General features: G+C 46.0%; 10 protein-coding genes. 1 reads left to right on the top strand and 9 read right to left on the bottom strand.

Annotated elements, in window-relative coordinates; genetic code table 11:
• The first annotated feature begins 10 nt into the window (after nt 1–10).
• Nucleotides 11–655 carry a flavodoxin family protein gene (locus dnm_RS13400; RefSeq protein ID WP_207683140.1) on the top strand — a complete coding sequence of 215 codons (645 nt, stop codon included), beginning with the start codon at nt 11–13 and terminating at the stop codon, nt 653–655.
• Nucleotides 656–947: 292 nt separating this feature from the next.
• Here dnm_RS13400 and dnm_RS13405 read toward each other — a convergent pair whose 3' ends face one another.
• The 9 genes from dnm_RS13405 to dnm_RS13445 all read right to left on the bottom strand — a co-directional run bounded on the left by dnm_RS13405 (nt 948) and on the right by dnm_RS13445 (nt 20,438).
• Entirely contained in the window at nt 948–1,739 is a 792-nt protein-coding gene (locus dnm_RS13405; RefSeq protein ID WP_207683141.1) for a hypothetical protein, read from the bottom strand.
• 29 nt (nt 1,740–1,768) lie between these two features.
• Nucleotides 1,769–2,689, bottom strand: coding sequence for a DUF6268 family outer membrane beta-barrel protein (locus tag dnm_RS13410; RefSeq protein WP_207683142.1), 921 nt, complete (start codon nt 2,687–2,689; stop codon nt 1,769–1,771).
• On the bottom strand, nt 2,686–3,354 hold the full coding sequence (locus tag dnm_RS13415) for a chemotaxis protein CheW (protein WP_246556313.1): 669 nt from the start codon (nt 3,352–3,354) through the stop codon (nt 2,686–2,688). Before dnm_RS13415 ends, dnm_RS13410 begins: the two co-directional genes overlap by 4 nt.
• A 17-nt stretch (nt 3,355–3,371) precedes the next feature.
• On the bottom strand, nt 3,372–5,039 hold the full coding sequence (locus tag dnm_RS13420; RefSeq protein WP_207683143.1) for a methyl-accepting chemotaxis protein: 1,668 nt from the start codon (nt 5,037–5,039) through the stop codon (nt 3,372–3,374).
• Between the two features lie 668 nt (nt 5,040–5,707).
• A complete protein-coding gene (locus tag dnm_RS13425; protein WP_207683144.1) occupies nt 5,708–9,079 on the bottom strand; it encodes a CHASE3 domain-containing protein in 3,372 nt (1,123 codons plus the stop codon).
• A gap of 258 nt (nt 9,080–9,337) precedes the next feature.
• A complete protein-coding gene (locus dnm_RS13430) occupies nt 9,338–12,667 on the bottom strand; it encodes a methyl-accepting chemotaxis protein (RefSeq protein WP_207683145.1) in 3,330 nt (1,109 codons plus the stop codon).
• Between the two features lie 2,657 nt (nt 12,668–15,324).
• Nucleotides 15,325–15,696, bottom strand: coding sequence for a response regulator (locus dnm_RS13435; RefSeq protein WP_207683146.1), 372 nt, complete (start codon nt 15,694–15,696; stop codon nt 15,325–15,327).
• A 495-nt stretch (nt 15,697–16,191) separates the two neighbouring features.
• Complete coding sequence (locus tag dnm_RS13440; RefSeq protein WP_207683147.1) at nt 16,192–18,414, bottom strand: response regulator; 2,223 nt, start codon at nt 18,412–18,414, stop codon at nt 16,192–16,194.
• A gap of 68 nt (nt 18,415–18,482) precedes the next feature.
• Nucleotides 18,483–20,438 carry a HAMP domain-containing methyl-accepting chemotaxis protein gene (locus tag dnm_RS13445; RefSeq protein WP_207683148.1) on the bottom strand — a complete coding sequence of 652 codons (1,956 nt, stop codon included), beginning with the start codon at nt 20,436–20,438 and terminating at the stop codon, nt 18,483–18,485.
• Nucleotides 20,439–20,482 lie beyond the last annotated feature (44 nt).

A 20,482-nucleotide genomic window follows, 5' to 3' on the forward strand; every position in this document is an offset into this window, starting at 1 on the left:
AGAGAGATTTATGGATACCAATAATCTGAATGACAAAGAGGTGTCTCAGGATATTTTTCCGGAGCCAAAAGTTTTAGGTGTCAGCGCCAGTCCCAGAAGAAAAGGGAATTCAGATGTGCTGTTAAAGCATATTTTGCAGGGCGTCCGGGAGGAGAATCGTTCCGCAGAAAAAATTCATCTGAGAGAGTATTATTTTCAACCGTGTGTCGGATGCGAAAAATGCCGAAAAGATAAGAGATGTTCAGGGTTGAACGACGGGATGCAAATGATCTATCCGAAAATAAGAGAGAGCCAGGGACTTGTACTGATATCACCGACACATAACTATAACATAACAGCATGGATGAAAGCATTTATTGACCGTCTTTATTGTTTTTACAATTTTGATAATCATCGTCCGAGAGGCTGGTCATCCCGTCTGGCCGGTCAGAACAGAAAAGCTTTTATCGCGGCAGTCTGCGAGCAGAATGATAAAAAAGACATGGGATTTACGCTCGAAGCCATGCGCATTCCTTTGGAAGCGTTAGGCTATGAGGTGATCGGGGAACTTCCGGTGTTCGGTATCTTTGACAGAGGAGGAGTCAGAAAACACGAAAAGACATTGATCAGAGCATCAGACTCAGGAAGAGAACTGGCAAAGGCTTTAACTCGATAATCAAAGTTTTTTTTGATAAGTACCTGATCAAAAATTTTTTATACATCTTTTTTTTCCGTGAATGGCGGAGAAACCCGGCTTTTTCCTTTACCGGAGGCGGATCATTCCGGAAAAAAAGCCGGGTTTCTTTCCTTGACAAATATCGAAAACTTATGGTTAGGTACTTACAATCCGGCTGGAAACCGTGTCATTCCTGCGAAAGCAGGAATCCATTTGGGGGCGATGCAGCGGTTTCAGGAGCAGTGGATTCCTGCTTTCGCAGGAATGACAGAAAAAAACTTGATTATCGAGTTTAAGGCAATTTTTGTGTCTGTCCGCCAAAGAGCAATTTTAGCATTCTTTCCATCTGTCCGGAGTGCCAAAGTTGCACTTTGGCATTTTTTCCATCTGTCCGGAGTGCCAAAGTTGCACTTTGGCATTTTTTCCATCTGTCCGGAGTGCCAAAGTTGCACTTTGGCATTTTTTCCATCTGTCCGGAGTGCCAAAGTTGCACTTTGGCATTTTTTCCATCTGTCCGGAGTGCCAAAGTTGCACTTTGGCATTTTTTCCATCTGTCCGGAGTGCCAAAGTTGCACTTTGGCATTTTTTCCATCTGTCCGGAGTGCCAAAGTTGCACTTTGGCATTCTTTCCATCTGTCCGGAGTGCCAAAGTTGCACTTTGGCATTTTTTCCATCTGTCCGGAGTGCCAAAGTTGCACTTTGGCATTTTTTCCATCTGTCCGGAGTGCCAAAGTTGCACTTTGGCATTCTTTCCATCTGTCCGGAGTGCCAAAGTTGCACTTTGGCATTTTTTCCATCTGTCCGGAGTGCCAAAGTTGCACTTTGGCATTTTTTCCATCTGTCCGGAGTGCCAAAGTTGCACTTTGGCATTTTTTCCATCTGTCCGGAGTGCCAAAGTTGCACTTTGGCATTTTTTCCATCTGTCCGGAGTGCCAAAGTTGCACTTTGGCATTTTTTCCATCTGTCCGGAGTGCCAAAGTTGCACTTTGGCATTTTTTCCTATGCTGATCTGCCAAAGTGAAACTTTGGCACTCCGGATGTTGGTTTTTCCGCTTTGGCATTTTTTCCTATGCTGACCTGCCAAAGTGAAACTTTGGCACTCCGGATGCTGCGTTAAAATATCCAGCTTAAACCCACGGACGCACCGAGCGCATCTTCAATATCCACATCCTGAATGGTTTCTCCGTCCTTATCCTGTATTTCCCATTCTCTGCCAAAAAGATAGGTCATTCCCAGGGAGAGACGAAGCGGCTTCATAAGATGAATATCTGCAAATAAGCCGCCCGTGAACCCCTTGATTTCCAGAAGACCCGAAGGAGAGACCTTATTTTCATCTTTCAGGCGATAGGTTTTCATATCCATCTTGGCATTACAATAAACGGCCAAAATTTCATTAAAGGAATAGCGTATTTCCGTCCGCGGCATCCCGAGACTTACCGACCATCCGGAACCATTCTCTGCCATACTGTTCCATCTCATACCCAATACCGGAATATATATGACATCTTCCGGTTTCCGTATGACACCGGCCCCGATGAAATAACTCAGATTAAAGTCTGTGCGACAGACGGCTGCCAGATATCCTCCGTAGGAATAAGAATCTCTGGTTTCATCCTCCCACGCGGCCCCTAAATTGAAGCCAGCAAGAGCAGACCAGTACCGGGTGTAGTTATGGATATATTTTAATCGCATATCTGCGGAACGGAGTTTATCCCAGGGTTCCCGACCGTTGCTGAACACGATTTTTTCAGCATCATCCCAGTCGTATGAAATCTGATCCGCTCTGAATTTCAATTCCAATCTGGCTTGTGTGTCAAAGTGAACAGGCAGCGTAAGCGACACACCGGAACAGGTTTTCTCAGCCTTTCCTGCTGAGTCTGCGTCATCAATTTCCGCACCGGATGTTCTTTCTCCCGTAATGCTCAGAACCGGACTGCCCGGTTCTGCGGCTTTCGTCATAAGAGGAAGACTGATCATCCACATTGTAGCCCAAAATATACAATACATCTTTTTTGAAAAAAAAAGATGTTTCATTTCTGCGCCTCCTCTTGTTTTAACTCAGTTTCTTCTTGTTCCGCCTCGGTAGCACCTTCCGGTAAAGGCATGTCTGTGGCAGTCACTTCCACAATAGCCAATTCATCTGTGGAGAAAATCCGCTCAATATCCAGAATAATGATAAACTGCTCATCCTGTTTTCCGATGCCTTTGATAAATTCCGTGCGCCATCGGCTGCCGATCTTGGGCGGTTTTTCAATTTGATCCGGCCCGATTTCAAGCACCTCATGCACTGAGTCAGCGATAGCCCCGATTACAGTAATTTCACCATCCAGGGACAGTTCCATAACAACAATGCGAGTATCCAGCGTACCTTCAGTTTCGGACAGGCCGAACTTGAGGCGCAGGTCCACCACCGGAACAACACTGCCTCGGACATTGATTACCCCCCGCATAAAATCAGGCGTGCGAGGGACCTTGGTAATCGTGGTTAAATCCAAAACCTCCCGAACCTGAGCAACATCAAGCGCAAACACTTCGTCCCCCAGCTTGAAAGTAAGATACTGTGATGTTTTTATTATATTGATATTTTCCATGACATTTCTCCTTTTATCCCGAATTCTGACATTGTCACATATGGCATACAGAAGCACACGGGGAATATTCCCTTGTTTGAAAGACAAATCTGTAGCCAGGCGCGTCACCGACACTCCCCCTGCAATTAATATCTTTCAAAATTCGAATCATACTTATTCGCTTTATCTGTGTCAATCAAATAATTGAAATCACTGTCCTTCATTTTTATTTTTTTCATATTGGCATCTCCTGATGTCCGAGAATTTTTAATCCTCACGGAATTTATTCCCCGTGTTTCTGAGCCGAATTCGGAATTTTTCCGAGTATTCCGGACAGTCTCCGTAACTCCGAATAAAGCGATGACCTCCCGGAGCTGGTCCGCCTGAACGGACAATTCTTCAGAGGTTGAGGCCATTTCTTCGGCGGCCGACGCATTCCGCTGGATGACCTGGTCCAACTGCTGAACCGCATCATTGATCTGTTCCGTGCCTGTGTTCTGCTCTCTGCCTGCGGCGCTGATCTCCTGGACCAGTTCCGCTGTTTTCTGAATGTCCGGTACAAGCTGCTCCAGCATCTCGCCTGCTGTTTCAGCGATATTCACGCTGGAAACCGATAATTTGCCAATTTTAACTGCTGCCTTCTGACTCCTTTCAGCCAGTTTGCGAACCTCGGACGCTACAACTGCAAACCCTTTTCCCTTTTCCCCGGCCCGGGCCGCCTCGATGGCCGCATTCAGCGCCAGCATATTTGTCTGGCGGGCAACCTCTTCAATAATTGCTGTTTTTTCAGCAATATCCTTCATCGCATTCACTGTTTTAATGACTGCTTTTCCGCTGTCCCGGGCATGTTCAGCAGATTTTAAAGCGATTTTTTCGGTCTGTATGGCGTTATCTGTATTCAGGCTGATGTTGGAGGACATCTCTTCCATGGATGCGGACACTTCTTCAGCCGAAGCTGCCTGTTCCGAGGTTCCCTGGGATACTTGCTGCGCGCTGATATTCAGTTCCTGGCTGCCCGAAGCCACAGTATCAGATGCTCTTCTTACTTGCTTCACAATCTTGCGAAGCCGAGAGTTTACAAAAATTCCAGTGGCAACAGAAATAATAATCAACACCAGGGCCATCATCTGTATTGATAAAAGAATTAAATTTCCTATGGTTACATGATATTCTACATTTTTCTCTGTACGTTTGTCCAGCATCTCCAGAAACTGATCAATCGGCTCCATTATAGAAGCTTTATATTTGTGATACTGCGCATCATGCATAATCCGCCTTGCCATGTCTGAATCAGGTTTATTTTTTTTTACATAATTTCCGGATCCGTCATCATATAATCCTTTCATCGCATTCATGGCAATGGTCTCGGTTTTTACCAGACTATCTGAATTTTTCTGTGCATCTTTTAATTTGTCAAACTCTTCTTTGGTGAACCCGAGATTCTCCATCAGTTTTACAAGCGATATTGTCTGTCCGTCAGGATGCGGCGTATCACCGTAACTTAATACGAGATCCCAGTAAATCCGTTCATAATTTTCAGGACGAGGTTTTTTTCCGTTCCGTATTGCCAGAATATCCCAATATATTTTTTCATATTTGGCATCGCCTGTGACCACATATGTTCTCGCCATCCTGGTCAGATCATCAGAACTTTGACGAAGCTGATCTGCGACAAGATAGGATTGATAACGCTGTTTGTAACTATGATTGACTTTCTTTTCATTCAGGCTCATCAGCAGGGTGAGAATTCCCAAAACAATCACACCAACGGTAATAATGGCATAACTTACGAAAAACATTTTTTTTACAGACATAATTTTCCTTTCATACAGGTCTTTGCAGAAGCTAAGATTTTTGTAACTGATAACACATATGACTATTCGGTAAATTAAAACCTGAGCCGTCTGAAAATTCTGAGTACCTGAACAAAAGTTTTTATATATCTTTTTCTGTCAGCAGCAGCGAAACCCGGCTTTTTCCGTCACGGACGGCGCGTTATTCCGGGAAAAAAAGCCGGGTTTCTTTTTCGGTCAAATATCGAAAACTTATGGTTAGGTACTTATAGCGGATTTAAGGGCTTGGGGGGGCTGCAAACCTGCTGTTACTACAACTATGCCGCCCTAACAGGGCTTGATCGCCCCTCCCCTAAATCCGTTATAATCAGATTTTTGGTAGTCCTGCAAAGGTAGTGATGAATTCCGTTCAGTTGCCCAGATAGCAGGATATTGAATCTCGTTCATCACTACTTGTGCAGGACTACCAGATTTTTTTTGTCCGGTCTGGGTTAAAAAACTTGATTATCGAGTAAAAAGCTAATATTTCTCCTGATTATAACGGATTCGGGGGAGGCCCGCGAATATGACATCGGATTTAAGGATTTACCGGATATTCCGGGCCGGGACATCCGTCTCATCCTCCTGTCCGCTGTCATATTGCCCGATACCGCGGAAAAAACCCCGGGCCTCCCCAAAATCCGTTACAATCAGTATTTCTCAAACTCCGAATCATACTCATCATCTCCCTTTCCAGTTTCATCCATTTTAAATGAATAGCCGGAAGTTTCGCGTGCCGGTTTTGATTTCTCCGCACTCATATTCCGGGTATTATTCCCCTGTTTCATCTTTGGAGAACTGTCTGCGGCCTTTGCTTTGGCCCCTCCGAGAGAGGTGTCCTGAAATGTTTCACCTGAATTTTTCATCACAAAATTCCGAGTGCCATCACCGACCCTGAAAAATGCAATGGTATTTCGGAGATGTTCGGCCTGACCGGAGAGTTCCTCGGATGTCGAAGCCATCTCCTCTGCCGCGGAGGCGTTCTGCTGGATCACCAGATCCAACTGCTGAATGGCTTTGTTTATCTGTTCCGCGCCTCTGTTCTGTTCATTGCTCGCCGCACTGATTTCCTGAACCAGTTCCGCTGTTTTCTGAATATCCGGTACAAGTCTCTCAAGCATCTCGCCTGCGTTTTCCGCAATCTCCACACTTGTGAGTGACAACCCGCTGATTCCGGCCGCGGCCTTCTGACACCGTTTTGCCAGCTTGCGAACCTCGAACGCCACAACTGCGAAACTTTTACCCTTCACACCGGCCCGGGCGGCCTCAATCGCGGCATTCAGGGCCAGGAGCTTTGTCTGTGCGGCAATCTCTTCGATGATTGATATTTTCTCAGTGATTTTTTTCATGGCAGCGACAGTCTCGCTCACTGCTTTTCCGCCTTCCCGGGCACCTTCGGCCGATTTCAGCGCAATCCTTTCCGTCTCCCTTGCATTGTCCGCATTCTGTCCGATATTGGCGACCATCTCTTCCATGGAAGCTGATGCCTCTTCGGCCGAAGCTGCCTGCTCCGAGGCCCCCTGGGACATTTCTTCGGAACTGCCATTCATCATCTGACTCCCGGATGCCACGTTGGCTGATGCGGATTTCACTTCTGTTACGATTTCATTCAGTTTTTTTATCATTGAGTTCAGCGACTGCATCAGTTTGTCCTGATCCGAGCGCTCTCTGACTTCTATGGTCAGATTTCCCTCAGCCATATTTTCAGCAACCTGAGTCACTTCATTCATTGCATCAATAAGCATATTCAGATTATTTCTGATCGCATTAAAATCACCTTTGTAGTTTTCAGATATTTTTTCCGGGATATCTCCCTTGCTGATCCGGTCCACATATTCCGCGGTTGAGTTCAGCGGGGTGATCACAGCATCCAGCGTGTGATTGACTCCCTCCAAAATTCTGGCATAATCGCCGCTGAATTTTGTCACGTCTCCTCTGGTACTCAGCCTGCCTTCCACTGTCGCGTCCGTCAGCATGACAGTTTCGGCCACAAGCCCGTTCACAGCATCTATGCACTGGTTGAGGTTATTCTTAATCCGGTTGAAATCGCCTTTATATTCAGCCGTGATCCTTTCCGGAATATCACCGGCTGATATCCGGTTAAGATGCTCTGCTGTCATGTTAAACGGAGCCATAAAGGTGTCAAGCAGATTATTTATTCCGACAACAAGTTCACGCCAGACTCCGTCAAAGTCCTCCGCATTGATACGGGTATCCAGCCTGCCTTCCCGAATGCGCTCTATCTGCTCATCAGTCCCTTTCAGCACATCATTTATTGTGCCTTTCATTTCTGTCAACGCATTTGCCAGAATGCCGATCTCATCCTTCTGATCTATATTTATCTCAGCGTCAAAGTCTCCCCGGGCAACAGCCTTGATAAAAACAACGCTTTTGGCCAAGGGGCTGGTAATCCGATTTGCAATAAAAAAACCTATGGTCATTCCCAGGATAACGGCTGCCAGCAATCCCCACAAGGTTCCCTGGATTGTCCGCACTGCTGTTTTTGTATTATTTTCCTGACGTGTTTTCATCAGGCCTTCCTCTTCATCTCTGAACTCGGACATCAGCTTTCTGAACCGGTCAAAATACGTCTTGCCTTCTGCTTTCCTGATAAGGTCTGCCATGTCATACATGGTCTTTGCATCACCGATTTTTCTCCTAAGTGCGATGGCCGGATCTGTGACCCCCATTTTCCAAGCTCTCACGGTTTCTTCAATCTCTCCCAGCAGACTGACCTGGTCAGAATTGTCACTGACCATTGCTTTGAGTTCCGAGATAAGATTGAAAAAGCGATTCTCCCCGTCTGTATAAGGTTCAAGAAACTCCTCTTTTCCAGCCAGGAGAAAGCCTCTCATGCCGGTTTCCATGTCAACAGCCGCGGTCAGAATTTCCATTGCCTTCTGCATCACTTGGTAGGAGTGTTCCAGCCTCCTGTCCGCATCGTTTATTTTTTCAAGGTCCGTCACAATCCTGTCTGCCGCGTCTGCCGCGGATTTGTTGCGTCTGATAATCAGGTCTGTTTCAACTTTTGTGAATGCTTTAATTTTTTTGCGAAAAGCATCAAAGTATTTCTTGCTTTTTTTTTGGGATACATACGCATCGAGATCATTCATTGTTTTTTTCCCATTGTTCACTTCCCTGCGAAGCGCAATGGCCGAAGCCGTGATCTGATCAACCCATTCCTGAATCAGTTTCTCACCCTCCTCAAGCCTCCTCACCTGTTCCGGATTGTCTTCCACGGTTTTCTGTAGTTCATGAATTTCATCAAAAAAATATTTTTTTCCAGTATGGTAAGGCTCCAGAAATTTCTCCTCACCGGCAAGTAAAAAGCCCCTCATGCCGGTCTCCATATCAACGGCATGTCCCAGAATACGCTTTGCATTTATAATCACCTTGTAAGTATGATCCGCCCATTGCCTGGCCTCCTTCATCGTTGCAAGGTTTGCGACAGAAGCAGCTTTGGTAGTATTGCCAAGTTGTTTGCGTTCGATAATAAAGCTGCTTTCTCTGCTGATAAAAGTGTCTGTCTGACTGCGAAGCTTATCAAAATATGTCTTGCCCCGTGCTTTTCCGACACGCTCTGCCATGTCATTCATTGTTAGTGCGTCGCTGATTTTTCTGCGAAGCACAATGTTCGGCTCGACAACCTTTTTCTGCCACTCCCTGACTATTTTTTCGATATCTCTGAGCCGCGTGACCTGTTTCGCGTTATCCCCGACCTTTTTCTGAAGGTATCTGATTTTTTCATAAGCTGTCTTTTCTCCTTCCCTGTAAGGTCTGAGAAACTCCTCTTTGCCAGCAAGCAGATAGCCCCTCATGCCGGTTTCCATGTCAACAGCCGACGCTGTAATTTTCACTGCTTCCCCGATCACCGTGTGAGTATGTTCAACCCACTCGCCAGTTTCGATCAGTGACTTGATACTCCTGGTACAGAGATAACCGCCAAGGACCAGGATCGCCAGCAGAGGAACACAAATGCCCGCGATAATTTTTGTTTTTACACCCATATTTTTGAAAATCATCTTTCTTTCCTTTCTGTATGAGTGTCAGGAGTCAACCGAAAATAACAAATTCCAAATTCCAAATCCCAAATTTTCTGTCCGGCTTTTGTTTTCTGACACTCGATGATCAAGTTTTCTGACCCGGTGCAGCCCAAAAGCCTGTCATTCCTGCTTTCGCAGGCTTCGGCGTGAGCTCAGTCGAACGGAATGACAGAAAAAACAAAGGATTAAGATATTGACACCTAACACCTAACACCTAACACTTAACACCTTAACACCTTAATTAACCTTAAAAAACTCAATCGTCTTCCGAAGCTGGTCAGCCTGAACCGCCAGATTTTCGGATGTCGAAGTCATTTCTTCAGACAGCGAAACATTTTGCTGAATCACTATATCCAGCTGCTGAATCGCCTTGTTAATCTGTTCCGCCCCCATATTTTGCTCATTGCTCGATGCGCTGATCTCCTGAACCAATTCTGCGGTTTTCTGAATATTGGGTACGAGCCTGTTAAGCATCTCCCCTGCTTTTTCCGCAATCTCCACGCTTACACCGGACAAATCGCCGATTTCAGCCGCGGCTTTCTGGGCCCGCTCTGCCAGAGAGCGAACCTCGGCTGCCACCACTGCAAACCCCTTGCCGTGTTCTCCGGCCCGGGCCGCTTCAATGGCCGTATTCAGTGCCAGCAGATCCGTCTGAGCGGCAATTTCTTCTATAATCGAAATTTTCTGAGTAATCTTTTTCATGGCGGTGACAGTCTCAGCAACCGCTTTTCCGCCCGCCTGGGCATCCTCGGCTGATTTGAGTGCGATCTTTTCGGTTTGTAATGCATTGTCCGCACTCTGCCTGATATTAGACGTCATCTGTTCCATGGATGCGGACGACTCCTCAGCCGAGGCAGCCTGCTCGGCCGCGCCCTGAGATATTTTTTCCGAACTGGCACTCATTTCCCTGCTCCCGATGGCAACATCATTCGCGGCAGATTTTACATTCATGACCACCTGGTTAAGTCTTCTGACCATTGAATTCAATGCGAGCATGAGTGTGTCCTGGTCAGAACGCTCTCTGATATTGACACCGAGATTTCCGTCAGCCATTTCTTCTGCAAGCTGTGTAATGTCATTCATCGCGTCTATCAGTATATTCAGATTATTCCTGATCTGGTTGAAATCGCCTTTGTATGCATCAGTGACTTTCTCAGGAATGTCTCCCTTGCTGATCCGATCAACATAAGTCGCTGCCATGTTCAGAGGTCCTATCACCGCATCAAGGGTTTCATTCACTCCCTGTATAATCTTGGCATAATCCCCCCTGAATTTTTCCGCGTTTCCCCTGAGACTGAGCCTGCCCTCGGCCGTGGCACCGGTCAGCATGAATATCTCAGCAATAAGGCTGTTCACAGTTTCAACACATTGATTCAGGTTATTTCTGATAGCTTTGAAATCCCCCCTGGCCTCATCAGTGATCTGCTTGGGAATGTCGCCCTGGGATATCCGGGACAGATATTTTGCTGTCATATTGATCGGTATGACAAAGGTGTCCATCAGATTGTTCACTCCCACGATAAGACGCTTCCACCCCCCGTCAAAAGGTTCCGCGTTCACACGGCTATCCAGCCTGCCCTCCTGAACTGCCCGGATCTGGTCTTCCAGTGCTTTCAGAACATCACTTATTTTGCCTTTCATCTCATTTAACGCATTTGCCAGAATACCGATCTCGTCCTTCTGCGATATATCTATCCCGGTGCTGAAATCCCCATCAGCAATGGCCTTGGTAAAATCAGCAGCTTTGACCAGCGGGCCGGCAATTCCTTTGGCGATGAAAAATGCGAAGAAAGCCACCACCAGGGCTATAAACAGCGACATTTTCCATATGGAAACGGCCAGATCGTCAATCGGCTTCCTTACTTCGGATTCATTGATCTCGGCAAGCAGAACCCAGGTCGAATCCCCCGCTTCCAACGGCGTGAAAGCCGAAAGCACCAATTTTCCATGATAGTCCGTGATGATTTTTCTGCCTGTTTTGCCGTTGAGGGCTTCTGTGACCGCCTCGGTCTTGACGCTTCCTTTATCCGGATCAGCAAAAGAGGCTTTTACTGAATGATTTGTTTTATCCATGGAAGAGTCAGACCGCATAAGTTTGTCTGGTCCCACGAGGTAGGTCTCTCCGGAGTCGCCCATGCCCTGACGCTGCTGCATAATACTGTTGATTGCTTTAAGAGAAAGTTGGAGCGCCACTATCATTTGCACTTTTTCATTGTGGATCACCGGCTGTGCAATAAAAGCGACAGGTTCGCCATTGCTTGGTTCATAAGGTTCAAAATCAGCCATACCGAATTGTTTGCTCTCCAATACCTGCATGACCAGTTTGCCAAGCCCGGATTCGGCATATTTGCCGCTGATTATGTTCGTGCCGTAATCTTTTTCTTTCGTCACTGTATAAAAAACCCTTCCCCGGGGATGAATCAGAAAAAGATCATAGTAGTCGTACATTTTGATATATTTGGCAAAAAAATCATCCGCTTCTCCCTCCTCCTTCGGCGCAATTGCCTCTTCCATGGTTATGGTGCTGATAATGGCCCAGTCAAGACCCGGGATGTTCAGGGGAGCATAGCTGGACACCTCCATCTCTCCGGTGCTTCCCTGTTTGACCATTTGCCCGGAGGTGCCGGAAAGTGCTTTATCAATATCAGGCCCGGATTTTTTTTCTCCGATTTTGCCTTTCTTAACCACTCTGTCGCTACGCAAACTGACAATGCCGTGTTTTCTGCCTACGAGATAAGTCTCGCCCGTGTTTCCCATGCCCTGACGCCTTTGGACGATGGTGTTGATGGAATCCGTGGGTATCTGTAGTACGACTATGCCCAAAAGTTTGCCTGAACCATCATTAATAGGGGCACCGATAAAGGCTGTCTGCTGACCTTTGCTGGGTGTGTATGGTGCAAAGTCCTCGATAACCATGTTCTTTGTCCTGACCACCTTATGCCAAAGCCGGGCCAGGCCTTCGTCTTTGTGGGGGCCGTAAGCCAGATTCGTGCCGAGATCATTCTCTTTGGCAACCGTAAACATCACATGCCCGTGGGATGCACAAATGAGGAAAATATCATAATATCCGTAGGTTTTAACATAGTCAGTCAGATATTTGCCATATTTGTCATAAATCTTTTTGTATTCATCGGTCGAGACATCGTAAGGCCCCTTACGAGTGAATTTCATCTCATCATGATATTTTTTGATATGCCTGTACATATTCAGAACATCATCACTTTTCGCAAGGGCAAGGATGTCCTTTTGCACTCTTGCAAAAAGTGCTTTAATCTGGGCTTTTTTGAGTTCCTGCGCGGTTTCAAGCTTATCAAAAGCAGCTTTTCTGAATGACTCCGCGGTTTCCACCAGAACACTCATGTCTCCCCTGCGTTCGGCGAAAAATTTTTCAATCTGGGTCTTTTTGATATCACGCACAGACTCGAGCTGTCCATATGATCTCGCCATGAGCGCTTCGGCGGCCAGTCTGCTACCCTGCCATTCCACAATAATAATGGGAAGAATGCCCACGACCAAAAACAGACCAATAAGTTTCCATTTCATTTTAATATCTTTAAACCTGATCATCTTGTTACCTCCTTTTTTCTGATTATAACGGATTTGGGGGAGGGCTGACCAAGCCCTGTAAGGGCTTCATATTTATAGCAGTATTCATCATGCCAGGCCGGCAAAGCCCCGTGGGGGCGGCATATTTACAGCATGATTTACTACAAAAATCCCCCGGCCCCCTTCAAAGGGCAATGCTGTTGACTCAGGCAGTTCCGAACGGATCCGGAGTGCAAAAATTATATTTTTGCGGCTGCGGAAAAGCATTTTTCGCACTCCGGAGAAAATCCCGGAAAACCGGCTTAGGCCTAAGGGGTCCGGAGTGCAAAAATTATATTTTTGCGGCTGCGGAAAAGCATTTTTCGCACTCCGGAGAAAATCCCGGAAAACCGGCTTAGGCCTAAGGGGTCCGGAGTGCAAAAATTATATTTTTGCGGCTGCGGAAAAGCATTTTTCGCACTCCGGAGAAAATCCCGGAAAACCGGCTTAGGCCTAAGGGTCCGGAGTGCAAAAATTATATTTTTGCGGCTGCGAAAAAGCCTTTTTCGCACTCCGGAGAAAATCCCGGAAAACCGGCTTAGGCCTAAGGGGTCCGGAGTGCAAAAATTATATTTTTGCGGCTGCGGAAAAGCATTTTTCGCACTCCGGAGAAAATCCCGGAAAACCGGCTTAGGCCTAAGGGTCCGGAGTGCAAAAATTATATTTTTGCGGCTGCGGAAAAGCATTTTTCGCACTCCGGAGAAAATCCCGGAAAATTGGCTTAGGCCTAAGGGGTCCGGAGTGCAAAAATTGGTGGTGTTCTAAAACTGGACTTGTTCCGATATTTGCCAAATTGATTCAGAGGGTTAAAAAATTCAGCTCCACTTTTAGAACATTACCCAAAAATTATATTTTTGCGGCTGCGAAAAAGCATTTTTCGCACTCCGGAGAAAATCCCGGAAAATTGGCTTAGGCCTAAGGGGTCCGGAGTGCAAAAATTATATTTTTGCGGCTGCGAAAAAGCATTTTTCGCACTCCGGAGAAAATCCCGGAAAATTGGCTTAGGCCTAAGGGGGCCGGAGTGCAAAAATTATATTTTTGCGGCTGCGAAAAAGCATTTTTCGCACTCCGGAGAAAATCCCGGAAAATTGGCTTAGGCCTAAGGGGTCCGGAGTGCAAAAATTATATTTTTGCGGCTGCGAAAAAGCATTTTTCGCACTCCGGAGAAAATCCCGGAAAACCGGCTTAGGCCTAAGGGGGCCGGAGTGCAAAAATTATATTTTTGCGGCTGCGGAAAAGCATTTTTCGCACTCCGGAGAAAATCCCGGAAAACCGGCTTAGGCCTAAGGGGTCCGGAGTGCAAAAATTATATTTTTGCGGCTGCGGAAAAGCATTTTTCGCACTCCGGAGAAAATCCCGGAAAACCGGCTTAGGCCTAAGGGTCCGGAGTGCAAAAATTATATTTTTGCGGCTGCGGAAAAGCATTTTTCGCACTCCGGAGAAAATCCCGGAAAACCGGCTTAGGCCTAAGGGGTCCGGAGTGCAAAAATTATATTTTTGCGGCTGCGGAAAAGCATTTTTCGCACTCCGGAGAAAATCCCGGAAAACCGGCTTAGGCCTAAGGGTCCGGAGTGCAAAAATTATATTTTTGCGGCTGCGGAAAAGCATTTTTCGCACTCCGGAGAAAATCCCGGAAAACCGGCTTAGGCCTAAGGGGTCCGGAGTGCAAAAATTATATTTTTGCGGCTGCGGAAAAGCATTTTTCGCACTCCGGAGAAAATCCCGGAAAACCGGCTTAGGCCTAAGGGGTCCGGAGTGCAAAAATTATATTTTTGCGGCTGCGGAAAAGCATTTTTCGCACTCCGGAGAAAATCCCGGAAAACCGGCTTAGGCCTAAGGGGTCCGGAGTGCAAAAATTATATTTTTGCGGCTGCGGAAAAGCATTTTTCGCACTCCGGAGAAAATCCCGGAAAACCGGCTTAGGCCTAAGGGGTCCGGAGTGCAAAAATTATATTTTTGCGGCTGCGGAAAAGCATTTTTCGCACTCCGGAGAAAATCCCGGAAAACCGGCTTAGGCCTAAGGGGTCCGGAGTGCAAAAATTATATTTTTGCGGCTGCGGAAAAGCATTTTTCGCACTCCGGAGAAAATCCCGGAAAACCGGCTTAGGCCTAAGGGGTCCGGAGTGCAAAAATTATATTTTTGCGGCTGCGGAAAAGCATTTTTCGCACTCCGGAGAAAATCCCGGAAAATCGGCTTAGGCCTAAGGGGTCCGGAGTGCAAAAATTATATTTTTGCGGCTGCGGAAAAGCATTTTTCGCACTCCGGAGAAAATCCCGGAAAACCGGCTTAGGCCTAAGGGGTCCGGAGTGCAAAAATTATATTTTTGCGGCTGCGGAAAAGCATTTTTCGCACTCCGGAGAAAATCCCGGAAAACCGGCTTAGGTTTAAGGGGGCCGGAGTGCAAAAATTATATTTTTGCGGCTGCGGAAAAGCATTTTTCGCACTCCGGATGATTACCTCACATGCGAAAATAAAATTTTCGCACTCCGGATAAAAATAGTGAAAAAAATCTTTTTTCCAGATGCTTAAAAAAGAACGGAATTTTTGCGCACTACCTCGATATGCAAAAATCCCGATTTGCTTTGTTTTTCCGTGGTATTGAAAAATCTCATCAGAATGATGCCTTTTTCAGCGTCGTTTAAGGCTGTTTGAGGACTTCCTGAATCGCATTCAACAGTTCTTTTCGATCTATAGGCTTTGTGAATGTGAACGCGGCTCCGAATTTTTTGGCGATGTTCAGATATGTTTCCGCACCGATTCTGCCGCCGCCGGATATCGCAATAATTTTCATTTTCGGAGATATCTGTTTTAGTTCAATGATCGTCTCAATGCCTTCCTTTTCAGGCATGATAATATCTGTGATGACCAGGTCCGCGGGACTGTTATTGCTGACTTTGATCCCCTCTTTCCCGTCAGGAGCTTCAAGCACTTCGTATCCCTCACGCTCCAGCATTGTCTTAAGCATAGAACGAACCAGTTCATCATCTTCAATAATAAGAATACGTGCCATAATTATACTTCCTCCTATTTTTATATCGTAATCTGCTAAGTTAAAAAAATTCTGATTATAACGGATTCGGGGGAGGCCCGCGAATATGACATCGGATTTAAGGATTTACCGGATATTCCGGGCCGGGACATCCGTCTCATCCTCCTGTCCGCTGTCATATTGTCCGATACCGCGGAAAAAAAACCGGGCATCCTCAAAATCCTTTATAATCAGCAGGTTTTCTGATTATAACGGATTCGGGGGAGGCCCGCGAATATGACATCGGATTTAAGGATTTACCGGATATTCCGGGCCGGGACATCCGTCTCATCCTCCTGTCCGCTGTCATATTGCCCGATACCGCGGAAAAAACCCCGGGCCTCCCCAAAATCCGTTACAATCAGAAAAAATTTAATCGCAGCCCAAGTAGGAAATCTCTGCTGTCAAATCAGAAAAGTATCTGTTCGAGGTTTCGGAAGGACTGGTGAAAACAGGGATTGAAAACAGCCCGGGAACTCATCCCCGGGGAATATTTTCCTCAGTGTTTTCCTGTTTCAATGTTCGAAGAATAATTTTTGCAAGATCACGTGGCTCAACGGGCTTTCTCACATATTCCCGGATGCCCATGGCCCTGATTTTTTCCTCCCTGATAATTTCTCCGGCTCCGCTGGAAAGAATAATCGGAATACCCGGGCGAATATCAAGCAGTTTTTTTGCCAATTCAACGCCGGTCATACCTGGCATCTTCATATCTGCAATTACAAGATCGAATTTGTCCGGATTCGTCCGGAAGCGTTTCAGGGCTTCAATGCTGTCTGAAAACGTTGTGACATTGAAACCAAAGCGGGCCAAGTTCCTTCTTACTGTATCTCCAAGCATCACTTCGTCATCAACAAACAGAATGTTTCCTCCGGTATTCGGAAAAGATGACGGATCATTTTTTGACCGGGATATACTGACTTTCTGATCTGTAACAGGGAGAAAAACATCAAACCGTGTTCCCTTGCCAGGTTTGCTTTCAACGATGATCACCCCGTTGTGATCCTTAACAATTCCGTGAACAGTGGAAAGCCCCATGCCTGTGCCTTCTCCCACAGGTTTTGTTGTGAAGAAAGGATCAAAAATCCGATCCGCTGTTACCTTGTCTATTCCATGGCCCGTGTCTTTCACTGTGAGCCTTGCGTATCTTCCTTCTCTCAAATCCGGATGTTCTGCGGCAAACTCAGGGCTGACCGCAACCTCTTTCAGGCAAACCTCCAGTATCCCTCCCTGATTACGCATTGAATAGTAGGCATTGGTACATAAATTTATGATCACCTGATGAATTTGAGTGACATCCGCCAGGACTGGTCCGCAGTCTTTGTCAATGGTGTGCCGAATATCTATGTTCGTCAGCATGGTTTTTTTTAAAAGTTTCAAAGATTCATTGATAATCGGATGAATCAGGACAGGAATGCGGTCTGTTTCAGTCTGCCTGCTGAAAGTAAGTATCTGACTGATAAGATCAGATGCCCGCTTTGCAGCGATGAGAATTTGGGATATATCATTATATGCCACACTGTCTTTGGGAATATTATCCATTGCCAAATCAGCATACCCGAGTATGCCATAAAGAATGTTGTTGAAATCATGGGCAATGCCGCCTGCCAGGGTTCCGAGGGACTCCATTTTTTGTGAATGCCGGACCTGGGCTTGCAGTTTGTCCCGTTCATCTTCCGACTGTTTACGCCGGATGGCAAGCGAATAGAGGTCTGCCAGTTTTTCAAGCAGTTCAATATCTCTCCGGGTATAGTTCTGATCCGAATTCGCGACAGAAATTTGTCCGACCAGCTTTTCACCGAGCATCGCAGGTACAGATAAAAAATTACGGATCGGCAAATGGTCTTCAGGGGTTCCGCAGTAACTGGGGTCGTCTGCCGGGGCATTTGTCAGCAGAGGTTTTTTGTTCTTCAAAACCCATCCCCAAAGTCCTGTAAATTTTTTAAATATAAAATTTTTATCCGGAATGCGGCAGGATTTCCAAGTCTCCCGGGTGAGTGTGGGAGTAATAAGACAAGCTGTCTCCGGTTCGATATAACCGGCAAAACCAGTCACACTCGTTGTAAAATGTTTTGCTTTCTCCAGCACCAAATAAGAAATCTCTGCAATGGATTCGGAAGAAATAACGGTTTTGGCCAGCTCGGTCAAAGCCGCGTTAACATCCGCCTCCCGCAACAATGCTTTCTCAGCCTGCTGGCGTTTTTTGTTTTCCAACTGAAGTTGTTTATTTGTTTTTAAGAGTTCAGAGGTGCGTTGGGCAACCAATTCTTCAAGGTGGTCATGATGCTTCCTTAATTCCGTAAGAATGACCTTGTTTTCCATACGCAATCTTCTTTTTTCCAATGCCTGACGGATGACGTTAAAAAGAACTTCGATATCCTCCAAGGGTTTCTTCAGAAAATTAAATGCCCGGTTATCTTTTAATGTTTCAATGGCATTATCAACAGTGGCAAAGGCTGTCAGAACAATAATTTCAACATCTTCATCCGTTTTTTTAAGCTGTTTGATCAGCTCTGTTCCCTCCATTTCCGGCATTTTGAGATCAGTGATCACCAGATCAAAGGGTTCGGATCGAAAGACATCAATGGCTTTTTTTCCGTCTGATGCGCTGGTGATCCTGAAGCCCTCATCAGACAAAACAAACTCGAGAAATTTCAGGGTATCCGGTTCATCATCTACGATAAGTATCTTCTCATTCATGGTTTGCCTCTTTTTATTTTACAACACTCTCCATATCCCCAAACTTACAGCTTGGCAGAATAGAATTCCTAATATCTCTCAAAGCTGTCATCATACTCATCATTATTATCCGGTTCAAAGGAATACTCTGTCATCCGGTCATCAGCATTTTTCAATTTTGTGTTATCTTTTTTTGAATTACTTTTATTTTCAGTAGGTTCAGATTCTGCTATTTCTGCAACCTTATCTTCATGATATGTTATTTTTCGGACATTGTCGGTAATTTTGAGAAACTTGATCATCCGCCAGAGCTGTCCGGCCTGAGTGGACAATACTCCCGCGGTTGAGGCCATCTCTTCTGCGGCTGACGCGTTCTGCTGGATCACCTGATCCAGCTGCTGAATTGCCTTGTTAATCTGCTCTGTGCCTTTGTCCTGCTCATTACATGCAGCGCTGATTTCCTGAACCAGTTCCGCTGTTTTTTGAATATCCGGTACGATTTTAACCAGCATCTCACCGGCGTTTTCAGCAATTTCAACGCTGGAAACCGAGAGATTATTGATCTCTGCGGCAGCTTTCTGACTTCGCTCCGCCAGGTGCCGAATTTCCGAAGCCACAACTGCGAATCCTCTGCCGTGATTCCCGGCTCGTGCCGCTTCAATCGCTGCATTCAGGGCCAAAAGATCTGTCTGGCGGGCAATATCTTCGACAATAGAAATCTTCTCTGCAATCTCCTTCATGGCGACCACGGTTCGGGCGACGGAGTCCCCGCCTTTTCTGGCATTCTCGGCTGATTTCAATGCAATTTTTTCTGTCTGCGACGCATTCTCCGCATTCAGGCTGATGTTGGAACTCATCTGCTCCATAGACGCGGAGACTTCTTCTGCCGAAGCCGCCTGTTCCGCAGCCCCCTGGGACATCTCCTCGGAGCTGGAATTCATCTCCCCTGCTATTGATGTGACCCGACCTGCCGAGTCTCGCAGATTTATGGCAAATCTTGTCAGATTTTCTATCAGGACATTCAGATTATTTTTGATCTCGTTAAAATCGCCTTTATAAATTTCAGTGATCTTTTCCGGAAGGTCGCCCTTGGAAATTCGGTCAATATTTTTTGCTGCCATATGCATCGGGGCCGCGGACGCTTCGATCAGGTTGTTTACCCCGAAAATCATATCACGCCAGCCTCCGGAAAATCGTTCTGCCAGACCCCGGCTATCCAGTTTGCCCTCCTGAATATTCTGCGTGAGTTTGCTCATTTCCTGTAACACATTGGTGATATTGTCTTTCATATTACGGAAAACATCCGCCAAATTGCCGATTTCATCTTTCTGCCGGATTCCGATATCCGCACCAAGATCACCATCTGCGATACGGTCCGCCACATTTACAATTTTTTTCAAAGGCAAGATAATACTCCGAGTCAGTAAATACGCGAGAAGTATTGCTGTTAAAACCGTAAAAAATAAAGCCAGAAAGAGCAGTTTTATCCCTGTGTCATATTTGGCTTGTGCATCCTTTACAAACGTATTTGCCTTATTCTCTGAAAACGCTATAAGTTCACTGATCTCTTCAAGAAGTGAGTTCACATAGTCAGCCCCTTTGCCTCGGATAATCGCTATGGCCTTCTGCCTTTCACCTGAACGCATAAGGGAAATCGTATTTTCACGTATGTTTTTCCAGTTAGCAAAATTGTCCCGAGCTTCATGAACCTGTTTTTTATCTCCGAGAAAAGAGTCCGTAATAAGATCAAAATCTCCATATACGTCCTTTTCATATTGGGATACAGCTGCCATCTCAGCCTCTGCCGCTGTCTGATCTTCAGCCAGAGCAAGCCCTTTCATGGAACGGTGCATCTTGATAATACCGGACTCAATTCTGAGTGCGGCAGTGCTGACAGCATAAGGGTGATCATAAAGTTTCGTGGTCAGTTCTGAGAGTATTTTCATTTGCCTCATGGCAAAGAGACTCATGCCAATCAGAAACAGAATGATTATCCCAAACCCCCATCCCAGCCGTACTCCGGTTTTTACTTGTCCAAAACCCATGTTTTTTTTTCCTTTCGTTTTTAAAAAAGACTTCCGAAGTTTCG

Source organism: Desulfonema magnum, from assembly GCF_017377395.1.
Lineage (GTDB): Bacteria > Desulfobacterota > Desulfobacteria > Desulfobacterales > 4be13 > Desulfonema_C > Desulfonema_C magnum.

What these genes read in the sequence shown, in the direction of transcription:
- dnm_RS13400 (WP_207683140.1), top strand. Translation starts at nt 11, where the DNA reads ATGGATACCAATAATCTGAATGACAAAGAGGTGTCTCAGGATATTTTT.
- dnm_RS13410 (WP_207683142.1), bottom strand. Translation starts at nt 2,689, where the DNA reads ATGAAACATCTTTTTTTTTCAAAAAAGATGTATTGTATATTTTGGGCT.
- dnm_RS13420 (WP_207683143.1), bottom strand. Translation starts at nt 5,039, where the DNA reads ATGTCTGTAAAAAAAATGTTTTTCGTAAGTTATGCCATTATTACCGTT.
- dnm_RS13425 (WP_207683144.1), bottom strand. Translation starts at nt 9,079, where the DNA reads ATGATTTTCAAAAATATGGGTGTAAAAACAAAAATTATCGCGGGCATT.
- dnm_RS13430 (WP_207683145.1), bottom strand. Translation starts at nt 12,667, where the DNA reads ATGATCAGGTTTAAAGATATTAAAATGAAATGGAAACTTATTGGTCTG.
- dnm_RS13435 (WP_207683146.1), bottom strand. Translation starts at nt 15,696, where the DNA reads ATGGCACGTATTCTTATTATTGAAGATGATGAACTGGTTCGTTCTATG.
- dnm_RS13440 (WP_207683147.1), bottom strand. Translation starts at nt 18,414, where the DNA reads ATGAATGAGAAGATACTTATCGTAGATGATGAACCGGATACCCTGAAA.
- dnm_RS13445 (WP_207683148.1), bottom strand. Translation starts at nt 20,438, where the DNA reads ATGGGTTTTGGACAAGTAAAAACCGGAGTACGGCTGGGATGGGGGTTT.